General features: G+C 68.9%; 14 protein-coding genes. 8 read left to right on the top strand and 6 right to left on the bottom strand.

What is annotated here, in order from left to right; all coding sequences use genetic code 11:
* From QM591_RS05960 to QM591_RS05945, 4 genes are all read right to left on the bottom strand, one after another.
* Positions 1-1,095, bottom strand: coding sequence for an ABC transporter permease (locus tag QM591_RS05960; RefSeq protein ID WP_415130582.1), 1,095 nt, complete (start codon positions 1,093-1,095; stop codon positions 1-3).
* A complete protein-coding gene (locus QM591_RS05955) occupies positions 1,092-1,919 on the bottom strand; it encodes an ABC transporter ATP-binding protein (RefSeq protein WP_415130580.1) in 828 nt (275 codons plus the stop codon). Before QM591_RS05955 ends, QM591_RS05960 begins: the two co-directional genes overlap by 4 nt.
* The gene (locus QM591_RS05950; RefSeq protein WP_415130578.1) at positions 1,916-2,740 is read right to left on the bottom strand and encodes an ABC transporter ATP-binding protein; all 825 of its coding nucleotides are present in this window, start codon (positions 2,738-2,740) and stop codon (positions 1,916-1,918) included. Before QM591_RS05950 ends, QM591_RS05955 begins: the two co-directional genes overlap by 4 nt.
* 142 nt (positions 2,741-2,882) lie before the next feature.
* The gene (locus tag QM591_RS05945; RefSeq protein ID WP_415130576.1) at positions 2,883-4,547 is read right to left on the bottom strand and encodes an ABC transporter substrate-binding protein; all 1,665 of its coding nucleotides are present in this window, start codon (positions 4,545-4,547) and stop codon (positions 2,883-2,885) included.
* 185 nt (positions 4,548-4,732) lie between these two features.
* Here QM591_RS05945 and QM591_RS05940 point away from each other — a divergent pair, with 185 nt between their 5' ends.
* Entirely contained in the window at positions 4,733-5,365 is a 633-nt protein-coding gene (locus tag QM591_RS05940; RefSeq protein WP_415130574.1) for a TetR/AcrR family transcriptional regulator, read from the top strand.
* Positions 5,366-5,534: 169 nt separating this feature from the next.
* On the opposite strand, the gene serC is transcribed toward QM591_RS05940, so the two are convergent.
* Entirely contained in the window at positions 5,535-6,653 is a 1,119-nt protein-coding gene (serC, locus tag QM591_RS05935; RefSeq protein ID WP_415130572.1) for a phosphoserine transaminase, read from the bottom strand.
* Positions 6,654-6,752: 99 nt separating this feature from the next.
* Here serC and QM591_RS05930 point away from each other — a divergent pair, with 99 nt between their 5' ends.
* The 6 genes from QM591_RS05930 to QM591_RS05905 all read left to right on the top strand — a co-directional run bounded on the left by QM591_RS05930 (position 6,753) and on the right by QM591_RS05905 (position 15,450).
* Entirely contained in the window at positions 6,753-7,460 is a 708-nt protein-coding gene (locus QM591_RS05930) for a metal-dependent transcriptional regulator (protein WP_415130570.1), read from the top strand.
* A gap of 451 nt (positions 7,461-7,911) precedes the next feature.
* Positions 7,912-8,628 (top strand): M23 family metallopeptidase, encoded by a 717-nt coding sequence (locus QM591_RS05925; protein ID WP_415130568.1) that lies wholly within the window; start codon positions 7,912-7,914, stop codon positions 8,626-8,628.
* A 440-nt stretch (positions 8,629-9,068) separates the two neighbouring features.
* The gene (locus tag QM591_RS05920) at positions 9,069-9,566 is read left to right on the top strand and encodes an HNH endonuclease (protein ID WP_415130566.1); all 498 of its coding nucleotides are present in this window, start codon (positions 9,069-9,071) and stop codon (positions 9,564-9,566) included.
* Positions 9,567-9,701: 135 nt separating this feature from the next.
* Positions 9,702-10,406: a hypothetical protein gene (locus QM591_RS05915; RefSeq protein ID WP_415130564.1), complete on the top strand. Its 705-nt coding sequence runs from the start codon at positions 9,702-9,704 to the stop codon at positions 10,404-10,406.
* Position 10,407: 1 nt separating this feature from the next.
* Positions 10,408-12,012 carry a DNA polymerase Y family protein gene (locus tag QM591_RS05910; protein ID WP_415130562.1) on the top strand — a complete coding sequence of 535 codons (1,605 nt, stop codon included), beginning with the start codon at positions 10,408-10,410 and terminating at the stop codon, positions 12,010-12,012.
* Between the two features lie 33 nt (positions 12,013-12,045).
* Positions 12,046-15,450 (top strand): error-prone DNA polymerase, encoded by a 3,405-nt coding sequence (locus QM591_RS05905; protein WP_415130560.1) that lies wholly within the window; start codon positions 12,046-12,048, stop codon positions 15,448-15,450.
* 101 nt (positions 15,451-15,551) lie between these two features.
* Here QM591_RS05905 and QM591_RS05900 read toward each other — a convergent pair whose 3' ends face one another.
* Positions 15,552-15,833, bottom strand: coding sequence for a HesB/IscA family protein (locus QM591_RS05900; protein ID WP_415130558.1), 282 nt, complete (start codon positions 15,831-15,833; stop codon positions 15,552-15,554).
* A 165-nt stretch (positions 15,834-15,998) separates the two neighbouring features.
* On the opposite strand from QM591_RS05900, the gene poxB reads away from it, so the two are divergent.
* Complete coding sequence (gene poxB / locus QM591_RS05895) at positions 15,999-17,729, top strand: ubiquinone-dependent pyruvate dehydrogenase (RefSeq protein ID WP_415130556.1); 1,731 nt, start codon at positions 15,999-16,001, stop codon at positions 17,727-17,729.
* Positions 17,730-17,820: the final 91 nt, after the last annotated feature.

The raw sequence follows: 17,820 nt of genomic DNA, 5'->3' as shown, positions 1-17,820 counted from the left end.
TCAGGCCTCCGATTGACGGGTGCGCGGATCGAGGAAGGCGTAGGCGATGTCGGCGAGGACGTTGGCCACGAGCACCGAGAGGGTGATGACGAGAAAGACCCCCTGCATGAGGGCGTAGTCCTTCGCGTTGGTGGCGTCCAGCAGCAGCTTGCCGACTCCCGGATAGCTGAAGACCATCTCCATCACGATGGTCCCGCCGACGATGAACCCGATCGACAGGGCGAAGCTCTGGATCTGGGGCAGCACCGCATTGCGGGCGGCGTAGCGCCACAGCACGCGCCGGTTGGGCATGCCCTTGGCCTGGGCCACGGTGATGTAGTCCTCGTCGAGCACCGTGAGCATCATGTTGCGCATGCCCAGCATCCACCCGCCGAGCGAGGCGACGATGATCGTCAGCGCCGGGAGGGTGCCGTGATGGATGACCTCGCCGATGAACTCGGCCGACCATTCCGGTTTCACACCGACGCCGTAGGCCTTGCCGATCGGGAACCAGCCGAGGTTGACCGAGAACAGGGCGATGGCCAGCAGTCCGAGCCAGAAGTACGGGATCGTGCTGAGGAACGTCGTGATCGGGATGAAGACGTCGAGCTTGCTTCCGCGTCGCCAGCCGACGATCGCTCCGCCGATGGTGCCGATCGCGAACGACATGATCGTCGCGAAGCCGACCAGCCCGATCGTCCACGGAAGTGCTTGGCTGATCACCTCCGTGACCGGACGGAGGCCGTGGAGCAGGGAGACGCCGAGGTCGCCTCGCAGCAGCAGCGCCCAATAGTCGACGTACTGCTGCAGGAGCGATTTGTCGGTGTCGAGGCCGAGGAGGGCACGCAGCGCTTCGGCGGCCTCGGGGCTCACGTTGCGGTTGCGCGCCAGGTACTGGTCCACCGCGTCGCCCTTCATCAGGCGCGGAAGGAAGAAGTTGATCGTGATCGCGGCCCAGAGCGTGAACAGATAGAAGGCCGCCCGGCCGCCGAGGAAGCGCCAGGGGATGCGGGAGCGACCCTTCACCGCGGCCGTCGCGGTGGTGCCGAGCTCGAGCGGGTCGGCCGCGGAGGGGGCGAGCTCCTCCGGTGGCAGCTGGGGTTCGACGGCGGTCACAGGTCACCTCCGAGGGTGTCGCGGTGTTCGGGGCTTCCCGTCGCCGTGGCGAAGTGGCGTTCGGGATCGGGGGAGGCGGCGCGCAGCTCGCGCGTATAGGGGTCCTGCGGACGCAGGATCACGTCGTCGGCGGGACCGCGTTCGACCACGCGTCCCTGATTGAGCACCATGATCTCGTCACTGAAATGGCGCGCAGTCGCGAGGTCGTGCGTGATGTAGAGCACGCCCAGCCCCTCCTCGCGCTGGAGATCGGCGAGCAGATTGAGCACGCCGAGGCGGATGGAGACGTCGAGCATCGACACCGGTTCGTCGGCCACGAGCAGACGCGGCCGGGAGGCGAGGGCGCGGGCGATGGCCACCCGCTGACGCTGTCCGCCCGAGAGCTCGTGCGGACGGCGGTCGATGACGGCGTCGGGGGAGAGCCGGACCCGCTCCAGGAGACGCCGCACCTCGTCTTCGAGCTCGGCCTTGGGTACCACCGCATCCAGGCGCAGGGGGCGCTCGATGTGGTAGCGGATGGAATGGTACGGGTTCAGTGAGGCGAACGGGTCTTGGAACACCATGCGCAGCTGCTGGCGATATCGCCGAAGTCCCGCTCCGCGGCGTGGGATGGGTGCCCCGTCGAGGCGCACCTCGCCGCTCGTGGGCACCTCCAGCTGCGTGAGGATCTTGGCGATGGTCGACTTGCCGCTTCCGGATTGGCCGACGAGGCCTATCGTCCGCCCGGATTCGAGCGTGAAGCTCACGTGATCCAAGGCGCGGATCTGACCGGCCCCGCGCACCGAGTAGATCTTGGTGACGTCGTCGAACTCGAGGAGGGTCATCGCACCACCACCCCCTTCTCTCCGGTCAGGCGGGGGAAGGACGAGAGCAGCGTCTTGGTGTACTCGTTCTGCGGATCGGTCCAGATCCGCTCCGCCGTGTCGAGCTCCACGATCTCCCCGTCCCGCATGATCGCGATGCGGTCGCTGATCTCCAGCAGAAGCGGGAGGTCATGGGTGATGAAGATCACCGAGAAGCCGAACTCGCGGCGGAGCTGGGATATCTGGCGCAGGATCTCGCGTTGGACGAGCACGTCCAGCGCCGTGGTCGGCTCGTCCATCACCATGAGCTGCGGGCGCAGGGCCAGCGCCATGGCGATCATCACGCGCTGACGCATGCCACCCGACAGCTCGTGCGGGTACGAACGGATGCGTTGACCGCCCACCTTGACGATCTCCAGCAGCTCGACGACGGCCGCCCGTCGCTCTGAGGACGACATCGAGGGCCGGTGCACCTCGAACACGTCGGCGAGCTGGGATCCGATCGTCGCGACGGGGTTCAGCGCGTTCATCGCGCCCTGGAACACCATCGAGATCTTGTCCCAGCGGAACCGCAGCATCTGCTCGGGATCCAGGGCGTTCACGTCGATCGTCTCGCCCGAGGCGTCGTGGAACAGGACCGACCCGCTCGTGATCACGGCCGGCGCCTTGAGCAGGCGCTGCACGCCGTAGGCGAGGGTGGTCTTTCCGCAGCCGCTCTCGCCGGCGAGACCGAGGATCTCGCCGCGCTGCAGTTCGAGGGTGACGTCGTTGACCGCACGAACCGGCGGATCGACGTCGTAGGCGACCGAGAAGTCGCGGATGGACAGCAAGGTGTCGCTCATCGTGGGGCGTACTCGCTTTCGTGGTGACGAGGAAGACGGGGCGCGCGGGCAGGGGAGCGCGCGCGGGCAGGGGAGCGCGCGCGGGCTCGAGGAGATGCGCGCGGCGGGGTGGACGCGATCGCGCCCACCCCGCCGGTGCGGCTTACTCGGCCGGCTTCAGCTTCGTCAGAACCTGGACGATGCCCGGCTGGGTCGGGTCGGCGGAGGCGTACTGATCGTCCTCCGACGGCCATCCCACGTAGTTGCGGGTGTTGAACTCGCCCAGCAGCGGGTGGGACCCGAGCGGGATCGCGGGGACGGTGTCCACGAACGCTTTCTGCATCACGGCGAGCGCGGCCTGGCGCTCATCGTCGGACGATGCGTTCGCGTAGGTGTTCAGCGCCTCGGTCACCTTCGGGTCGTCGAAGCGACCGAAGTTGAACTGCGCCTTGTCGTCGACGATCCACTTCGGGTCCATCGTGGAGGTGTACATGCCGTACGCGTTCCCGGTGTCCTCCAGCCAGTGGATGATCGCCTGGAACGTGCCCTCCTGGCGAGCGGCGTCCCAGCCGCCCCAGTCGGGCTGGTCGACCTTGACCTCGATGCCGAGGGCCTCGTCGAGCTCTTCGGCGATCAGCGCCTGCTCCGTGTTCCAGTCGCTCCATCCGGCCGGCACCGAGATCGAGAACGAGACGGCCTCGCCGTCGGGGTCGATGAGCTTCTCGTCCTTCCACGTGTAGCCGGCGTCGGTGAGGATCTGCTTGGCCTTGTCGACGTCGACGGAGTAGTTCTGTCCCTGGTACTCGGGAAGGATCTCGCTGCTGAGCACGTCGCCGAGGCCGGTGACGCTCCAGACCGGGGCGCTCGCGCCTTCGCGAGCGATGTCGACGTAGGCCTGACGGTCGATCGTCCACGCCAGTGCCTGGCGCAGGGCGACGTTGTTGAAGGGTTTGGTCTGCAGGTTCATGAACAGTGTCCCCGCGCCTGCCGTCGGCGAGACGAGGAACTGGTTGTCCTCGTCGGCCGAGAGGTAGCTCGACTCGATCTGCGGGATGAAGGCCTGCGCCCAGTCGGCGTCGCCGGAGACGAGAGCGGTCGTCAGTGCGGCGTTGTCGCCGTAGGAGACGTAGTGAAGCTCCGGGACCGCGAGCTCGCCGCCCCAGTAGTCGGGGTTGGCTGTGAGGGTCACCGATTCGGTGGTCCAGCTGTCCAGGACATAGGGGCCGGTTCCCACCGCGAGCCCGTCGCCGGTGAGCGGGTCGGTGTTGGGGTCGTCGATGTTCTCCCAGATGTGCTTGGGCACGATCGGGGTGTGCAGGACCCGGGCCTGGGCCGTGTACTTCGAGTTCTTGAACGACAGCGTGATCTTGTCGCCGTCGACCGTCGCGCCCGTGTAGTTGAGGGCGCCGGTGTCGGCGAGCGTGCCGTTGAGGTACTGGTCGAAGGTGAAGACGATGTCCTCGCCGGTGAAGTCGGTGCCGTCGCTCCACTTCACGCCGCTGCGGGGGACGACCGTGAGCTGCGTGTAGTCGTCGTTCCATTCCACCGACTCGGCCAGCCACGGGGTGGTACCGAGGTCGCCGGTGGGGTTGACGAGGGCCAGCGGCTCGAAGATGACCTTCGCGTAGCCGTACTTCGAGGCCGACGAGTCGCCGAGGTAGGGGTTGTGGGACTCGGTCGTGATCGCGCCGTCGGGCTTGGCGATCGTGAGGGCGGCGCCGGGCTGGCCGGAGTCGCCGGTGTTCTGGTCGCCGCCGCCGGCGGCGCATCCAGACAGGACGAGAGCCGCGGCAAGGCCGGCGGCGGCGAGGGAGGTTCTGAGCCTCATTGCATCTCCTTCATACGTGGGGTCCCGGCGCCGGGTGGCCCTCGAGAGGAGTGCAGACTCGGCGCTGAGTGTGATTGCGTAGTTAACTTACAATCAAGTAAGTAAGTACACAACACCCCCATGCGAAACCAGGCCGGGGGCACTGCGTAGACTCTGATCCGACAACTCGAGAGGGGGATCCAGGCATGGTCGATCACCGCCGTCAGCCGCGTTCGCGGCCGGAGACGATCGCGCGACGCCGGGAGATCCTCGACGCCGCCGTCGACATCTTCGGTGCCAAGGGATTCGCGGGTGGGACGCTGCAGGACATCGCCGATCAGGTCGGGATGACCCACGCCGGGATCCTGCACCACTTCGGGTCGAAGGATCAGCTCCTGCTGGAGGTCTTGGTCCATCGCGACCAGACCGATGTCGCCGACCTCGAGGGGCAGCACATCCCCGACGGCATGGACCTCTTCCGCCATCTCGTCAAGACCGCGCTGGACAACTCCCAGCGTGCCGGGATCGTGCAGGCCTATGCCGTGCTGTCCGCCGAATCGGTCACCGACGACCATCCCGGGCGCGCCTACTTCGAGGGGCGCTACCGGACGCTCCGTGCCGAGGTCGACGCCGCCTTCCGGCGCGTGTGCGCCGAGCGCGGGATCGAGGCGCCGGCCGTCATCGACGATGCGGCGGCGAGCATCCTGGCCGTCATGGACGGACTCCAGGTGCAGTGGCTCCTCGAGCCGGCGGCGGTCGACCTGGCCCGTGCATCGGAGTTCGCGATCGAGTCAATCGTCTCGGCCGTCCTCGACCCCCGGCCCTCGCCCCTGGTCTGAGCCTCCCGCGGGGTGCTCCGGGACCCGGGCTCACGCGGGTCACAACGGCGGACACGCCCCCTGACACGCCGTCATCCCCTGCCGACACGCCGCCCGAGAGCCGTCATCCCCGCCGTTGTGCACGACGGGGATGACGAAGGGAAAGACCTGCGGGAACGGCCGTGACGGTTCAGCCGTTGAGGCGCTCCACCGTGTACTGGATGCACTTGATGAGCTGGCGCACGTCGTCGGGCTCGATCGAGACGAACGTCGCGATGCGCAGCTGGTTGCGGCCGAGCTTGCGGTACGGCTCGGTGTCGACGACGCCGTTGCTGCGCAGGCTCGCGGCGACGGCCGCGGCGTCGACCGTGTCGTCGAAGTCGATCGTCGCCACGACGGGGGAGCGGTCGGCGGGATCGGCGACGAACGGGCTCGTGTATGCCGTCTCCTCCGCCCAGGCGTACAGCGCGTTGGACGACTCCGCCGTGCGGGCGGACGCCCAGCCGAGTCCGCCGTTGCCGTTGATCCACTCCAGCTGCTTGTCGAGCAGGTGGAGGGTCGCCACGGCGGGCGTATTGAGCGTCTGGTTGAGGCGGGAGTTGTCGAGCGCGTTCTTCAGGCTGAGGAACTCGGGGATGTAGCGTCCGGAGGCCGCCACCCGCTCGATCCGCTCGATCGCGGCGGGGGACACGGCGGCGAACCACAGGCCGCCGTCGGAGCCGAGGTTTTTCTGCGGGGCGAAGTAGTAGACGTCGCTCTCCGAGACGGAGAAGTTGATGCCTCCGGCCGCGCTGGTCGCGTCGATGACGGTCAGCGCCCCCCCGTCGCCCGTCACGCGCCTGATCGCCGTGGCGACTCCCGTGGAGGTCTCGTTGTGCGGCCAGGCGTAGACGTCCACGCCCTCGACGGGCTCGGCGGCGACACTGGTTCCCGGCTCGGCCTTGCGGACGTCCGGGCTCTGCAGCCACGGGGCGCCGGCGGCGGCGGCGAACTTGCCGCCGAACTCACCGAACACCAGGTTCTGAGCGCGGTTCTCGATGAGTCCGAACGCCGCGGCGTCCCAGAAGGCGGTCGATCCTCCGTTGCCGAGGATGATCTCGTAGCCGTCGGGGAGGCGAAGGAGGTCGGACAGTCCCATGCGCACCTGGCCGACCAGGTTCTTGACCGGGGCCTGACGGTGCGAGGTGCCCAGCAGGACCGAGCCGGGGCCGGCGAGCGAGGCGATCTGCTCGGCGCGGATCTTGGACGGGCCGCAGCCGAAGCGACCGTCGGAGGGCAGGATCTCGCGGGGGAGGGTGACGTGGGTCATGGACCGATTCTAGGGTTGGCCGCCGGGGCCGCGCGGCCAGAGGCCGTCACAAACGGATAGGCTGGAACCGCACCCCAGAACCGCGCGACGAGGCCTGCCATGACCGATCTGATCGACACCACCGAGATGTACCTGCGCACCATCCTCGAGCTCGAGGAAGAGGGCATCGTTCCTCTGCGCGCCCGCATCTCGGAGCGTCTCGGGCACTCCGGCCCGACCGTCTCACAGACCGTCGGCCGGATGGAGCGCGACGGTCTGGTCGTCGTCTCTGACGATCGGTCGCTGGAACTGACCGATGCGGGCCGCCAGAAGGCGGTGGACGTGATGCGCAAGCACCGTCTCGCGGAGCGGCTCCTCAGCGACGTCATCGGGCTCGACTGGGCCTACGTCCACGAAGAGGCCTGCCGCTGGGAGCACGTCATGAGCGAGCTCGTCGAGCGGCGCCTCATCGAGCTGCTCGGCCACCCGACCGAATCGCCGTACGGCAATCCCATCCCGGGGCTCGACCAGTTGGGCGACCTTCCTGCCCGGACCTTCCACGACGGGGTCGTGGGACTGGTCCGCGCCCTGCAGACCGAGGACGGTCCGATCGAGGGAACCGTCCGCCGCCTCGCCGAGCCCGTACAGGTTGACCCCGAACTGCTCGAGCAGTTGCGCGCCGCAGGCGTGCTGCCCGGTGCGAGCGGTCGGTTCCGGTTCAACGAGGGCTACGTCCTCGTGCAGATGGACGGCCGGGAAGACGGTTTGGAGCTGCCCGTCGAGGTGGCCTCGCACATCTTCCTCACCGAGGTCGCGGCCACCGTCTGAGTGTTCTCTCGGACGTCCGCGTCCCTGGGTATCGGCGCAGAACGCCGGTCTTCGAGTGTCTGATGCGTGACATATTCGTTACCTTCCGGTAGCCTCGGTACGTCCGACGGCGAGAAGCCCGCCACAGGACCTCCGCACGGAAAGCCTTGATGGTCCGTCGTTCGTGCGGTGAAGCCCGTACATCTGTGCCCGACACAGTACGACGAACACTGCCGACGGACCCGCCTCACCCGGCCTCGGGGGATGCGAAGGCCGGGAGGAAAGTTTGGCCGAACAGTTCGATTCGTCAAAGGAACGACCCGAGTCCGAGACGACACCTGCCGAGACCACCCCTGCTCCGCGTGGGCGCGGTCGCCGCCTCATCCGATCACGGGCCGTCGCCACGACGTCGGCCACCGGAGCGAATGTACCCGCCCGTCGTCGTCCGACGCCGGCACGCACGGCCCATCCGGTGCGCACGTTCCTGACGGTCACCGCCGTCGCCGGGATGGTCGCCACCGTCGCGATCCCCGCCTTCGCCGCTGCCCGGGGCGAGAACGCGGACGCCGTGACGTTGCAGCAGGTCGCCGCCGAGAACGCGCAGTCGCTCGTCATCGGCTCCGAGGCCACGCCCGAGGCCCTCGACCGTGGCGGATACTCGGCCACGACGCCCGAGGAGATCGAGAAGAAGAAGCAGGAAGAGGCGGCCAAGGCCGCCCTCGCCGCGCGCGTCGCGTCGCAGTCGCGCGCCTCTTCGTCCTCCTCGGTCAGCATGTCGGTTCCCGAGACGATCGCCGCGGCGGGAGACGTCGTGCGTCCTCTCACGTCTTTCAACAACTTCGGAACCCCCTACGCCGGTCACAAGGGCACCGACTACATGGTCGGGCGGGGAACGCCCATCTACGCGATCGCCGACGGTGTGGTCGTCGCCTCCAGCGAGAGCGGCCCCGGGTGGGGTGTGTACGTGAAGATCGCCCACAACATCGGGGGCAAGAGCGTCACGTCGCTCTACGCGCACATGCTCTACGGCAGCCGCCGCGTCTCGGTCGGTCAGACCGTGTCGGCGGGTCAGCTCATTGGCCAGGTCAGCGACACGGGACGCGCGTTCGGCACGCACCTCCACCTGGAGATCCGGCTCAACGGCGGGTACGTCAACGCCGAGTCCTGGCTGCGCGCCAACGTCGGCTGACGTCGTTCGCGCCCTCGACGGCGCCGACAGCGGTTCTCGTGTGCCAAAAGCAGGGTGAACCGCCGGCGGGGCTCACGGAACGCCGTTCTCGACCGGTTTGGCCTGCTTTTGGCCCGGACTCGGATGTGTCGGACGACCGACACGCGACGTCCGATCCTCGCGCGATGGGCCGGACCGGTCCCGCTGTGCATTAGCCTGATCCCGACGCCCGCGCGAGCGGAGGGGGAGCAGATGGACGCAGTACCCCGCATTCGAACCGTGAATGCGCTCGGTCGCTATGTCCTTCGGCATCGTGTGCACGACTGCCGCGACATTCGTCGCGGATCCAAGGCGCTGTCTTTTTGACGGCGCCTTTTTTCGTGCCCGCACCACTCCGATCGCGCAAACGTCGCACACCGAACAACCGCTGAAGCCGTCACGGCAGTTCGAGAGGACACCGAATGCGCACTCTGGTGCTGAACGCAGGATACGAACCCCTAGCCGTCGTCTCGTTCAAGCGAGCGCTCGTGCTCGTCATGAACGACAAAGCCACCGTCATCGAACGTGTCGACGGAGATCCGGTGTGGGGAACGCGGGGCGCCTTCGACCGCCCCGCTGTGATCCTCCTGACCCGATACGTCCGGGTCCCGGGTGCGCGTCGCGTGCCCGTCACGCGCCGCGGAGTGCTCCGGCGTGACGGGCATCGGTGCGCTTACTGCAGCAAGGGTGCCTCGACCATCGACCACGTCCTGCCGCGGTCCCGCGGCGGAGCGGATTCGTGGGAGAACCTGGTCGCCTGCTGCCTGCGGTGCAACAACGTGAAGGGTGACCGGACGCCGCAGGAGATGGGGTGGGAGCTGCGCTGGGTGCCGCAGCCGCCGCGGGGAACGCAGTGGACGGTGCGTGGCACGGAGCGCAGCGACCCGGCGTGGGAGCCCTACCTGGCGCTGGCCGCCTAGCTCCTCCTCGGCGGGAATCCCTCACTCCGACGCAGTGTCGGTGGTCGTCCTTATCTTCGAATCCATCATCTTGAGTCGTTAGAACAAAAGTTCTAACCTGTCGTGGTGGGGGCGAGAGTGCAGAGTGTTGCGGCCGTGACGGGCGACGTCGATACGTCGCTCGACACGGTCCGCGCGCTGCGAGCCAAGGTCGAACAGCTGCAGGGGCGCTCGATCGACGCGCCGGTGCTGCCCACTCATCCCGCGCTCGCTGCTCTCCTGCCCGGGCGGGGGCTCCGGGTCGGCGCCTCGTATGCGCTGGGAGCGTCCATGTCGCTCTTGTCGGCCCTCCTGGCTGCGCCGTCCCAAGAAGGATCATGGTGCGCCGTCGTGGGGATGCCCGAGTTCGGTGTGGAGGCGGCGGCGCACGGAGGAGTAGACCTCTCTCGCCTGGTGCTGGTTCCCGATCCCGGCCCGCGGTGGCTCGCGATCACCTCGGCGATCGCCGAAGTGATCCCGGTCGTCGCCCTCCGCCCTCCCGGCCGCGCGCGCGATGCGGAGGTCGCGCGGCTCTCCGCCCGCATGCGCGATCGCGGCACCGTTCTGCTGGTCCAAGGGCCCTGGCCGCAGACCGAGGCGATGATCGCCGTGGACGAGGGGCAGTGGTCGGGGCTCGGGGAGGGGCACGGACTGCTCGCCGCGCGGGAGCTCACGGTGACGGTGAGCAGTCGCCGGTTCCCCGTTCCCCGGCAGGAGCGCATGCTGCTGCCGTCGCCCGACGGGCGGCTGGCCCCGGTCGCCGAGGGGCAGAGCCGCATCCGTCCCGCGCAGGATCTCGCTCCCCTCCGATCGGCGGTGTGAGATGGAACCGTTCCCCGCCGATACCGCGCCCGTACGCAGCCTGGTCCTCTGGGTGCCGGATTGGCCCGTCGTCGCGACGACTCGCGACGGAGAGTCTCCGCTGGATGCGGCGGCTCCGATCGCGGTGATCCACAAGGGGGCCGTCCTGGCCTGCTCGGCGGCGGCCCGTGCCGAAGGGGTGCGGCGAGGGCAGCGTCGTCGCGATGCGCAGGCGCGATGCCCCGAGCTGCTCGTCGTCGATGCCGACCCGGTGCGGGACCAGCGGGTGTTCGCGCCGTTGGTCTCCCGAGTGGAAGACCTCGCTCCGGGAGTGCAGTTGCTCGCCCCGGGGCTGTGCGCGCTGCGGGCCCGGGGGCCGGCACGGTATTACGGGGGAGAAGCGGCGGCGGCGACCGCGCTGGCGGGCGCACTCATCGAAGAAGGCCTCGTCGATGTGCGTGCGGGGGTGGCCGACGGCCCCTTCACCGCCGAGCAGGCGGCCCGTGCCGCCACCCGCCCGAGCGAGCCGGTGCGGATCGTGCCGGCCGGTGAGGCGGCGGCGTTCCTCTCTCGGCTCCCGATCTCCCAGCTCGACGACGAGGACATCGTCGACCTCCTGGCGCGTCTGGGAGTGCAGACTCTCGGGCAGTTCGCCGCCCTCCCGCCGGAGCGGCTCGTGGAGAGGTTCGGCCCGCGCGGCGCGCGCCTGCACTCCCTGGCGGCGGGGGTCGACTCCCGTGCCGTCACGCCGCGGACGCCCCCGCCCGAGCTCCACCGGGAGGTGGGCTTCGAACCTCCGCTCGACCTGGCCGAGCAGGTGGCGTTCGGCACGCGTATGGCGGCCGACGCGTTCATCACCGGACTGGGGGCGGTCGACCTGGTCTGCACCGAGCTGCGGATCGTCGTGACGGGCGAGCGCGGCGAACGCAGTTCACGGGTCTGGCTCCACCCCGGCGCCTTCGACGCCGCGGGGGTCGTCGACCGCGTGCGTTGGCAGCTGGCGGAGCAGGCTCTGCGCAGCGCCGTCGCACACGTCCGCCTCGAGCCCGAGCGGGTGGAGGCGGCCGCCCATCACGTTCGTGGTCTCTTCGGATCAGGGCCCGAAGAACGGGTGCACCACGCGTTGTCCCGGGTGCAGGCCATGATCGGGCACCGCGGCGTGCTCACCCCCGCGCTCGGCGGCGGCCGGTGGCTGCGCGAGCGGCAGGTGCTCGTTCCCTGGGGCGACCGGATCGAGCAGGGCGGCGCGGCCTCCGGCGCGACCTCCGGCGCGGGGGCGAGGCGTCCGGGCTCCACTCCGGCGAGGCCGTGGCCTGGGAGTCTTCCCGATCCGCTGCCGTCGACGGTGTTCGTCGAGCCGGCCCCGGTCGATGTGGTCGATGCCGAGGGCGACATGGTAGCCGTCGACGCGCGAGGCGAGCTCACCGCCGAACCCGCTGCTCTGGTGGTCGAGGGGAGGCGGCGGGAGATCGGCACGTGGGCCGGTCCGTGGCCGATCGTCGAGCGGGGATGGGACCCCACTCGCGCCCGTCACGCACACCGGTTCCAGGTCGTCGATGTCGTCCAGACCGCGTGGCTCCTGGTGTGCGAGGCGGGGGTCTGGCATGCGGAGGGCCGCTATGACTGAGCGACGTCCTCGGCAGAGGGCGGGGAGCGCCTGATGGGCTTCAACAATCCGGCGGTCTCCTGGGCGGAGATGGAACGGGTGCTCTCGGGGCGTCCCGCCCTCGACGGCGGAGACGGCCCAGCTTTCTCGCGCAAACGACAGAAGTACCAGGCTCCGCCGATCGTCCGGCCCTCTGACGCCGTTCCCTACGCCGAGCTGCACGCCCACTCGTCGTACTCGTTCCTCGACGGAGCCTCCTCGCCCGAGGAGCTCGCCGAGGAGGCGGAGCGGCTGGGGCTGTACGGGCTGGCGGTGACCGACCACGACGGCTTCTACGGGATCGTGCGGTTCGCGGAGGCGGCGGAGCAGCTGCAGGTGAAGACCGTGTTCGGAGCGGAGCTCTCCCTGGGACTGTCGCACGTGCCGCAGGGGGAGCCGGATCCCGAAGGAACCCATCTTTTGGTACTCGCGCGCGGTGAGGAGGGATACCACCGTCTCGCCTCCGCGATCACCCACGCCCAGCTGGCCGGAGGGGAGAAGGGGCGGCCGGTCTACGACCTCGCCGATCTCGCCGCCCGGGCGGAGGGCACCTGGACGATCCTCACGGGATGCCGGAAGGGCTCCGTTCGCGGCGCGCTCGCGGTCAGCGCGGCGGCGGCGGCCGACGAGGTCGATCGGTTGGTCGGGCTCTTCGGGCGCGATGCGGTGTCGATCGAGCTCATCGACCACGGCGCCCCGACCGATACGCGGGACAACGACGTGCTCTTCGGGATCGCCCGCGAACGTGGGCTGTCGGTCGTGGCGACGAACAACGTCCACTACGCCGTCCCCGACCGGGTGCATCTCGCGGCGGCGATCGCCGCGGTCCGGGCCCGGCGGGGGATGGACGAGCTCGACGGATGGCTGCCCGCGCACGCCAGCGCCCATCTGCGGTCGGGAGCGGAGATGGCGCGTCGATTCCGGCGGTATCCCGGAGCAGTGGAGCGGACCGTGACTCTGACCGACGAGCTCGCCTTTCCCCTCCGGCGTGCCAAGCCGGCCCTTCCGAAGCTCACCGTCCCCGAAGGGCACACGCCGATGTCGTGGCTGCGGCACCTCGTGGAGGAAGCGGTGCCCCGGAAGTACCCCGATGCGTCCGAGGCGGATCGGGCTCGCATCCAGCGGGAGCTGGCGGTCATCGAGCAGAAGGACTTTCCCGGATACTTCCTCATCGTGTACGGGATCGTCCAGGAGGCCAGGCGTCGCGGCATCCTGTGTCAGGGGCGCGGATCGGCGGCCAGCAGCGCCGTCTGCTATCTGCTCGACATCACTGCGGTCGACGCCATCGCCTACAACCTGCCCTTCGAGCGGTTCCTCTCCGCGCTGCGCGACGAGGAACCCGACATCGACGTCGATTTCGACTCGGACCGGCGGGAGGAGATCATCCAGTGGGTGTACGAGGAGTACGGCCGTGACCGCGCCGCGCAGGTGGCCAACGTCATCCAGTACCGCCCGAAGAACGCGGTGCGCGATATGGCGCGCGCTCTCGGGCATTCCCCCGGTCAGCAGGACGCCTGGTCGAAGCAGGTGGAGAGGTGGGACGGGACCTTCGAGACCGCCGACCACGACATCCCCGAACGGGTGCTCCAGTACGCGGGCGAACTACTGAAGGCTCCTCGCCATCTGGGCATCCATTCGGGCGGCATGGTGCTCACCGATCGCCCGGTGGGGGAGGTGGTGCCCATCGAGCACGCCCGCATGGAGAACCGGACCGTCATCCAGTGGGACAAGGACGACGCCGCGTGGATGGGACTCGTGAAGTTCGATCTGTTGGGGCTCGGGATGCTCGCGGCGCTGCAGTACTGCTTCGACATGATCCACGAGTCCACGGGGGAGGAGTGGGAGCTGTCGACCATCCCGAAGGAGGAGCAGGGGGTCTACGACATGCTGTGCCGAGCGGACTCGATCGGGGTGTTCCAGGTCGAGTCACGCGCGCAGATGGGGCTCTTGCCCCGGCTGCAGCCACGACGGTTCTACGATCTCGTGATCGAGATCGCCCTGATCCGGCCGGGGCCCATCCAGGGCGGCGCGGTGCACCCCTATGTCCGCCGGAAGCTCGGGCGTGAGAAGGTCACCTACGCGCACGAGAAGTTGATCCCGGTGCTCGAACGCACCCTCGGAATCCCCGTCTTCCAGGAGCAGCTCATGCAGATGGGCATGGCGGTGGGGGATCTCAGCGGCGAGGATGCTGACCTCCTTCGCCGGGCGATGGGCTCCAAGCGCGGTGTCGAGAGGATCGATTCGCTCAAGAAGAAGCTCTATGCCGGCATGGAACGACACGGCTTGGTCGGGCAGGCCGCCGACGACATCTACGCCAAAGTGCAGGCGTTCGCGAACTTCGGTTTCGCCGAGAGCCACTCCTTGTCGTTCGGTCTCCTCGTCTACGCGTCGTCATGGCTCAAGCTCCACTACCCGGCCGCGTTTCTGGCCGCGCTGCTGCGAGCGCAGCCGATGGGCTTCTATTCGCCGTCCTCGCTGGTATCCGATGCGCGCCGGCACGGGGTGACGGTGCGGCGCCCGGACCTGCATGCCTCGGGAGTGAATGCGGGGATGGAGCCCCTCGACGGGGAGTCTCGGGAGGGCGGGCGAGCGTCGCCGGGCGAGGTGCGACGCCCGACGGGGAGGGAGTCGTGCATCGCACGTCGACAGCCCCCCGTGCCCCCCTTCGACGCGGATGCTCCCGATGAGAGCGCCGAGCATCGCCGCGACGGTGCGTTCGCGGTGCGGCTGGGGCTCACCTCGGTCTCGGGGATCAGTGTGGCGCTGGCCGAGCGCATCGTGCGTGCCCGCACCGAGGAGGGGTCCTTCCGCGACCTGCGCGACCTCGTCAGACGTACCGGCGCGACGACCCCCCAGCTCGAGGCGCTCGCGACGGCGGGGGCGTTCGAGTCTCTCGGCATCTCGCGACGGGAAGGCATCTGGCTCGCCGGCGATGCCGCGCAGAACCGCGCGGAGTTCCTCGAAGGAACCCTCGTCGCCGTCCAGCCGCCGCTCTTCGGAGACCAGAGCAGCTACGACATCCTCGCTGCCGATCTCTGGGCGACGGGGATCTCCACAGACGACCACCCGCTCACTCACTACCGCTCGCAGCTGGATGCGCGCGGAGTGCTCACCTCGGCGGGCCTGCGCACACACGAAGTGGGCAGGAGAGTCGAGGTGGCCGGGCTCGTGACGCATCGGCAACGACCGGCGACTGCCTCCGGGATCACCTTCCTCAACCTCGAAGACGAGCACGGCCTCGTCAACATCGTGTGCTCGGCCGGCGTCTGGGGGAGGTTCCGGCGGGTGCTGCGTGACTCTCCCGCCCTCATCGCGCGGGGCATCCTGGAGCGTTCGCCCGAGGGGGTCACCAATCTCGTCGCCGACGCTTTCGAGGATCTGAGGGTGGGGGTGTCCCACCGCTCGCGGGACTTCCGGTGAGGTTCCGGCGGCGCGTGCCTCCGACCGGTCGGCAGCCGTCCTTCCCACGCACAAGAACGCCCCGGGTGTGGACCGGGGCGTTCCTGAAATGCGGGACGCTGTCAGCGCTGCTGCGCGAGTGCGAAGCCGACCGAGCCGTCGTCCGACACGCGCGCGTCCAGGACGCGGTCGTCGAGGGCGATGCTGGCGGCGCGGTCGACGAAGACCCGGGCACCCGCGCTCTCGACGACGGTGTCGTCGGGCTCGGGGGCTCCCGCGATCGTGAGGGCGTAGCCCGTCTCGGGGGCGACCGCCTCGCTGATACGGAGTCCGCCGGTGTCGGTGGAGACCTGCTCCGTGAGCGACTTGACGGCGATCGTGGCGTTCTCGGTGAGTGTGAGCATGGTGCTCTCCTTCCGTGGATTGCTGCGGAGTCGGCCACGATTCCGAGAATCCGGAGGACATGCAACCTCTGACACGCGGTGGGCGGTGACTCACACGGGATACGGAGGTTCGCGGATCCGTCAAGGGCGGTCCCACCCCTGCGGGTGAGGCGTAACGTCGGCTGCATGTCGAACGTCGCCTCCTTCTTCGTCGAGACCCTGATCCGCGCCGGAGTCACCCAGGTCTGGGGACTTCCCGGCGACTCCCTCAATGCCTTCACCGATGCCCTCCGCAGAGACGGTCGCATCGACTGGCTGCACGCGAGGCACGAAGAGGCCGCCGCCTTCGCGGCCGGTGCCGCCGCCGAGCTGACCGGCGAACTGGCCGTCGTCGCCGGCTCGTGCGGTCCGGGCAACCTGCACTTCATCAACGGACTCTTCGACGCCAATCGCAACCGGGTGCCGGTGCTCGCCATCGCCTCGCACATCCCTTCCGAGGAGATCGGCAGCGGCTACTTCCAAGAGACGCACCCGCAAGAGCTCTTCCGCGAGTGCAGTGTGTACGTCGAACTGGTCGCCGACCCCGCGCAGCTGCCGTGGGTGCTGGAGATCGCCATGCGCGCCGCGGTGGAGAAGCGCGGCGTGGCGGTCGTGGTGGTGCCCGGTGACGTGTTCTTCGCCGATGCGCCCGACCGGCGTCCCTCGGCTCCGATCCGCGCCTCCTCCTCACAGGTGGTGCCCGCGCCCGAGGCGGTGCGCGCGGCGGCTGACCTCCTGAACTCCTCCGAGAAGGTGACGATCCTCGCCGGAGCCGGCGTCGCGGGGGCGCGGGCGGAGGTGCTCGCGCTCGCCGAGGCTCTGCAGGCGCCGATCGTGCACGCTCTGCGCGGCAAGGAGCACATCGAGGCGGACAATCCGTTCGATGTCGGGATGACCGGCCTCCTCGGGTTCGCCTCGGGGTATCGCGCGATGGAGCACTGCGACACGCTCCTCATGCTCGGAACCGACTTCCCGTATCGGCAGTTCTATCCCTCGAAGGCGAAGGTCATCCAGGTCGACATCCGCGGTGAGCAGTTGGGGCGTCGTACCCCGATCGACGTCGGTCTCGTCGGCGGTGTGAAGGAGACCGCCGCCGCTCTTCGCGCGCAGATCGAACCGGGGCGGAAGGACAAGCACCTCTCCGATTCCGTCGCGCACTACGCCAAGACCCGCGCGCAGCTCGACGATCTCGCGGTGGACGACGGCAAGGAACCGATCCATCCGCAGTACGTCGCGCGACTGATCGACGAGCTGGCTGCCCCCGACGCCGTGTTCACCGCGGACGTGGGAAGCCCCGTCATCTGGGCCTCGCGATACCTGCACCTGACCGGCGGCAGGCGACTGCTGGGGTCGTTCCTCCACGGCTCGATGGCCAACGCCATGCCGCAGGCGCTCGGAGCACAAGCGGTCGACCGTGATCGTCAAGTGGTCGCGCTGTCGGGTGACGGGGGACTGGCGATGCTCCTGGGCGACCTCCTGTCGATCCGTCAGAACGAGCTCCCCGTGAAGATCGTGGTCTTCAACAACTCCTCCCTGGGCTTCGTGGAACTGGAGATGAAGGCCGCGGGAATCGTCACCTATGGCACGGATCTGCAGAACCCGAACTTCGCCGATGTCGCAGAGTCGGTGGGGATCACCGGCATCCGCGTGGAGAAGGCGGCGGACCTCCGAGGGGCCCTTCAGCGCGCGTTCGCCGAAGAGGGACCCGTGCTCCTGGACGTCGTCACCGCGCGAGAGGAACTGTCGATGCCGCCGGCCATCACGGCGTCGCAAGCCAAGGGCTTCACGCTGTGGGCGTTGCGCACCGTGCTGTCGGGCCGGGGAGACGAGCTCATCGATCTCGCCGACACGAACGTCTGGCGTCGTTTGTTCCACTGAGGGCGGACGGGAGAAATCGCCCGTTTGTAGATCGTCCACACAAACTCACTCCTTGTGGTCAGACCACATGGAGGCTGCGCACCGAGTTTTC

Source organism: Microbacterium sp., assembly GCF_047607225.1.
GTDB lineage: Bacteria > Actinomycetota > Actinomycetes > Actinomycetales > Microbacteriaceae > Microbacterium.
The sequence above is the reverse complement of the archived record's forward strand: the minus strand, read 5'-3'. Positions and strand labels throughout refer to the sequence as shown.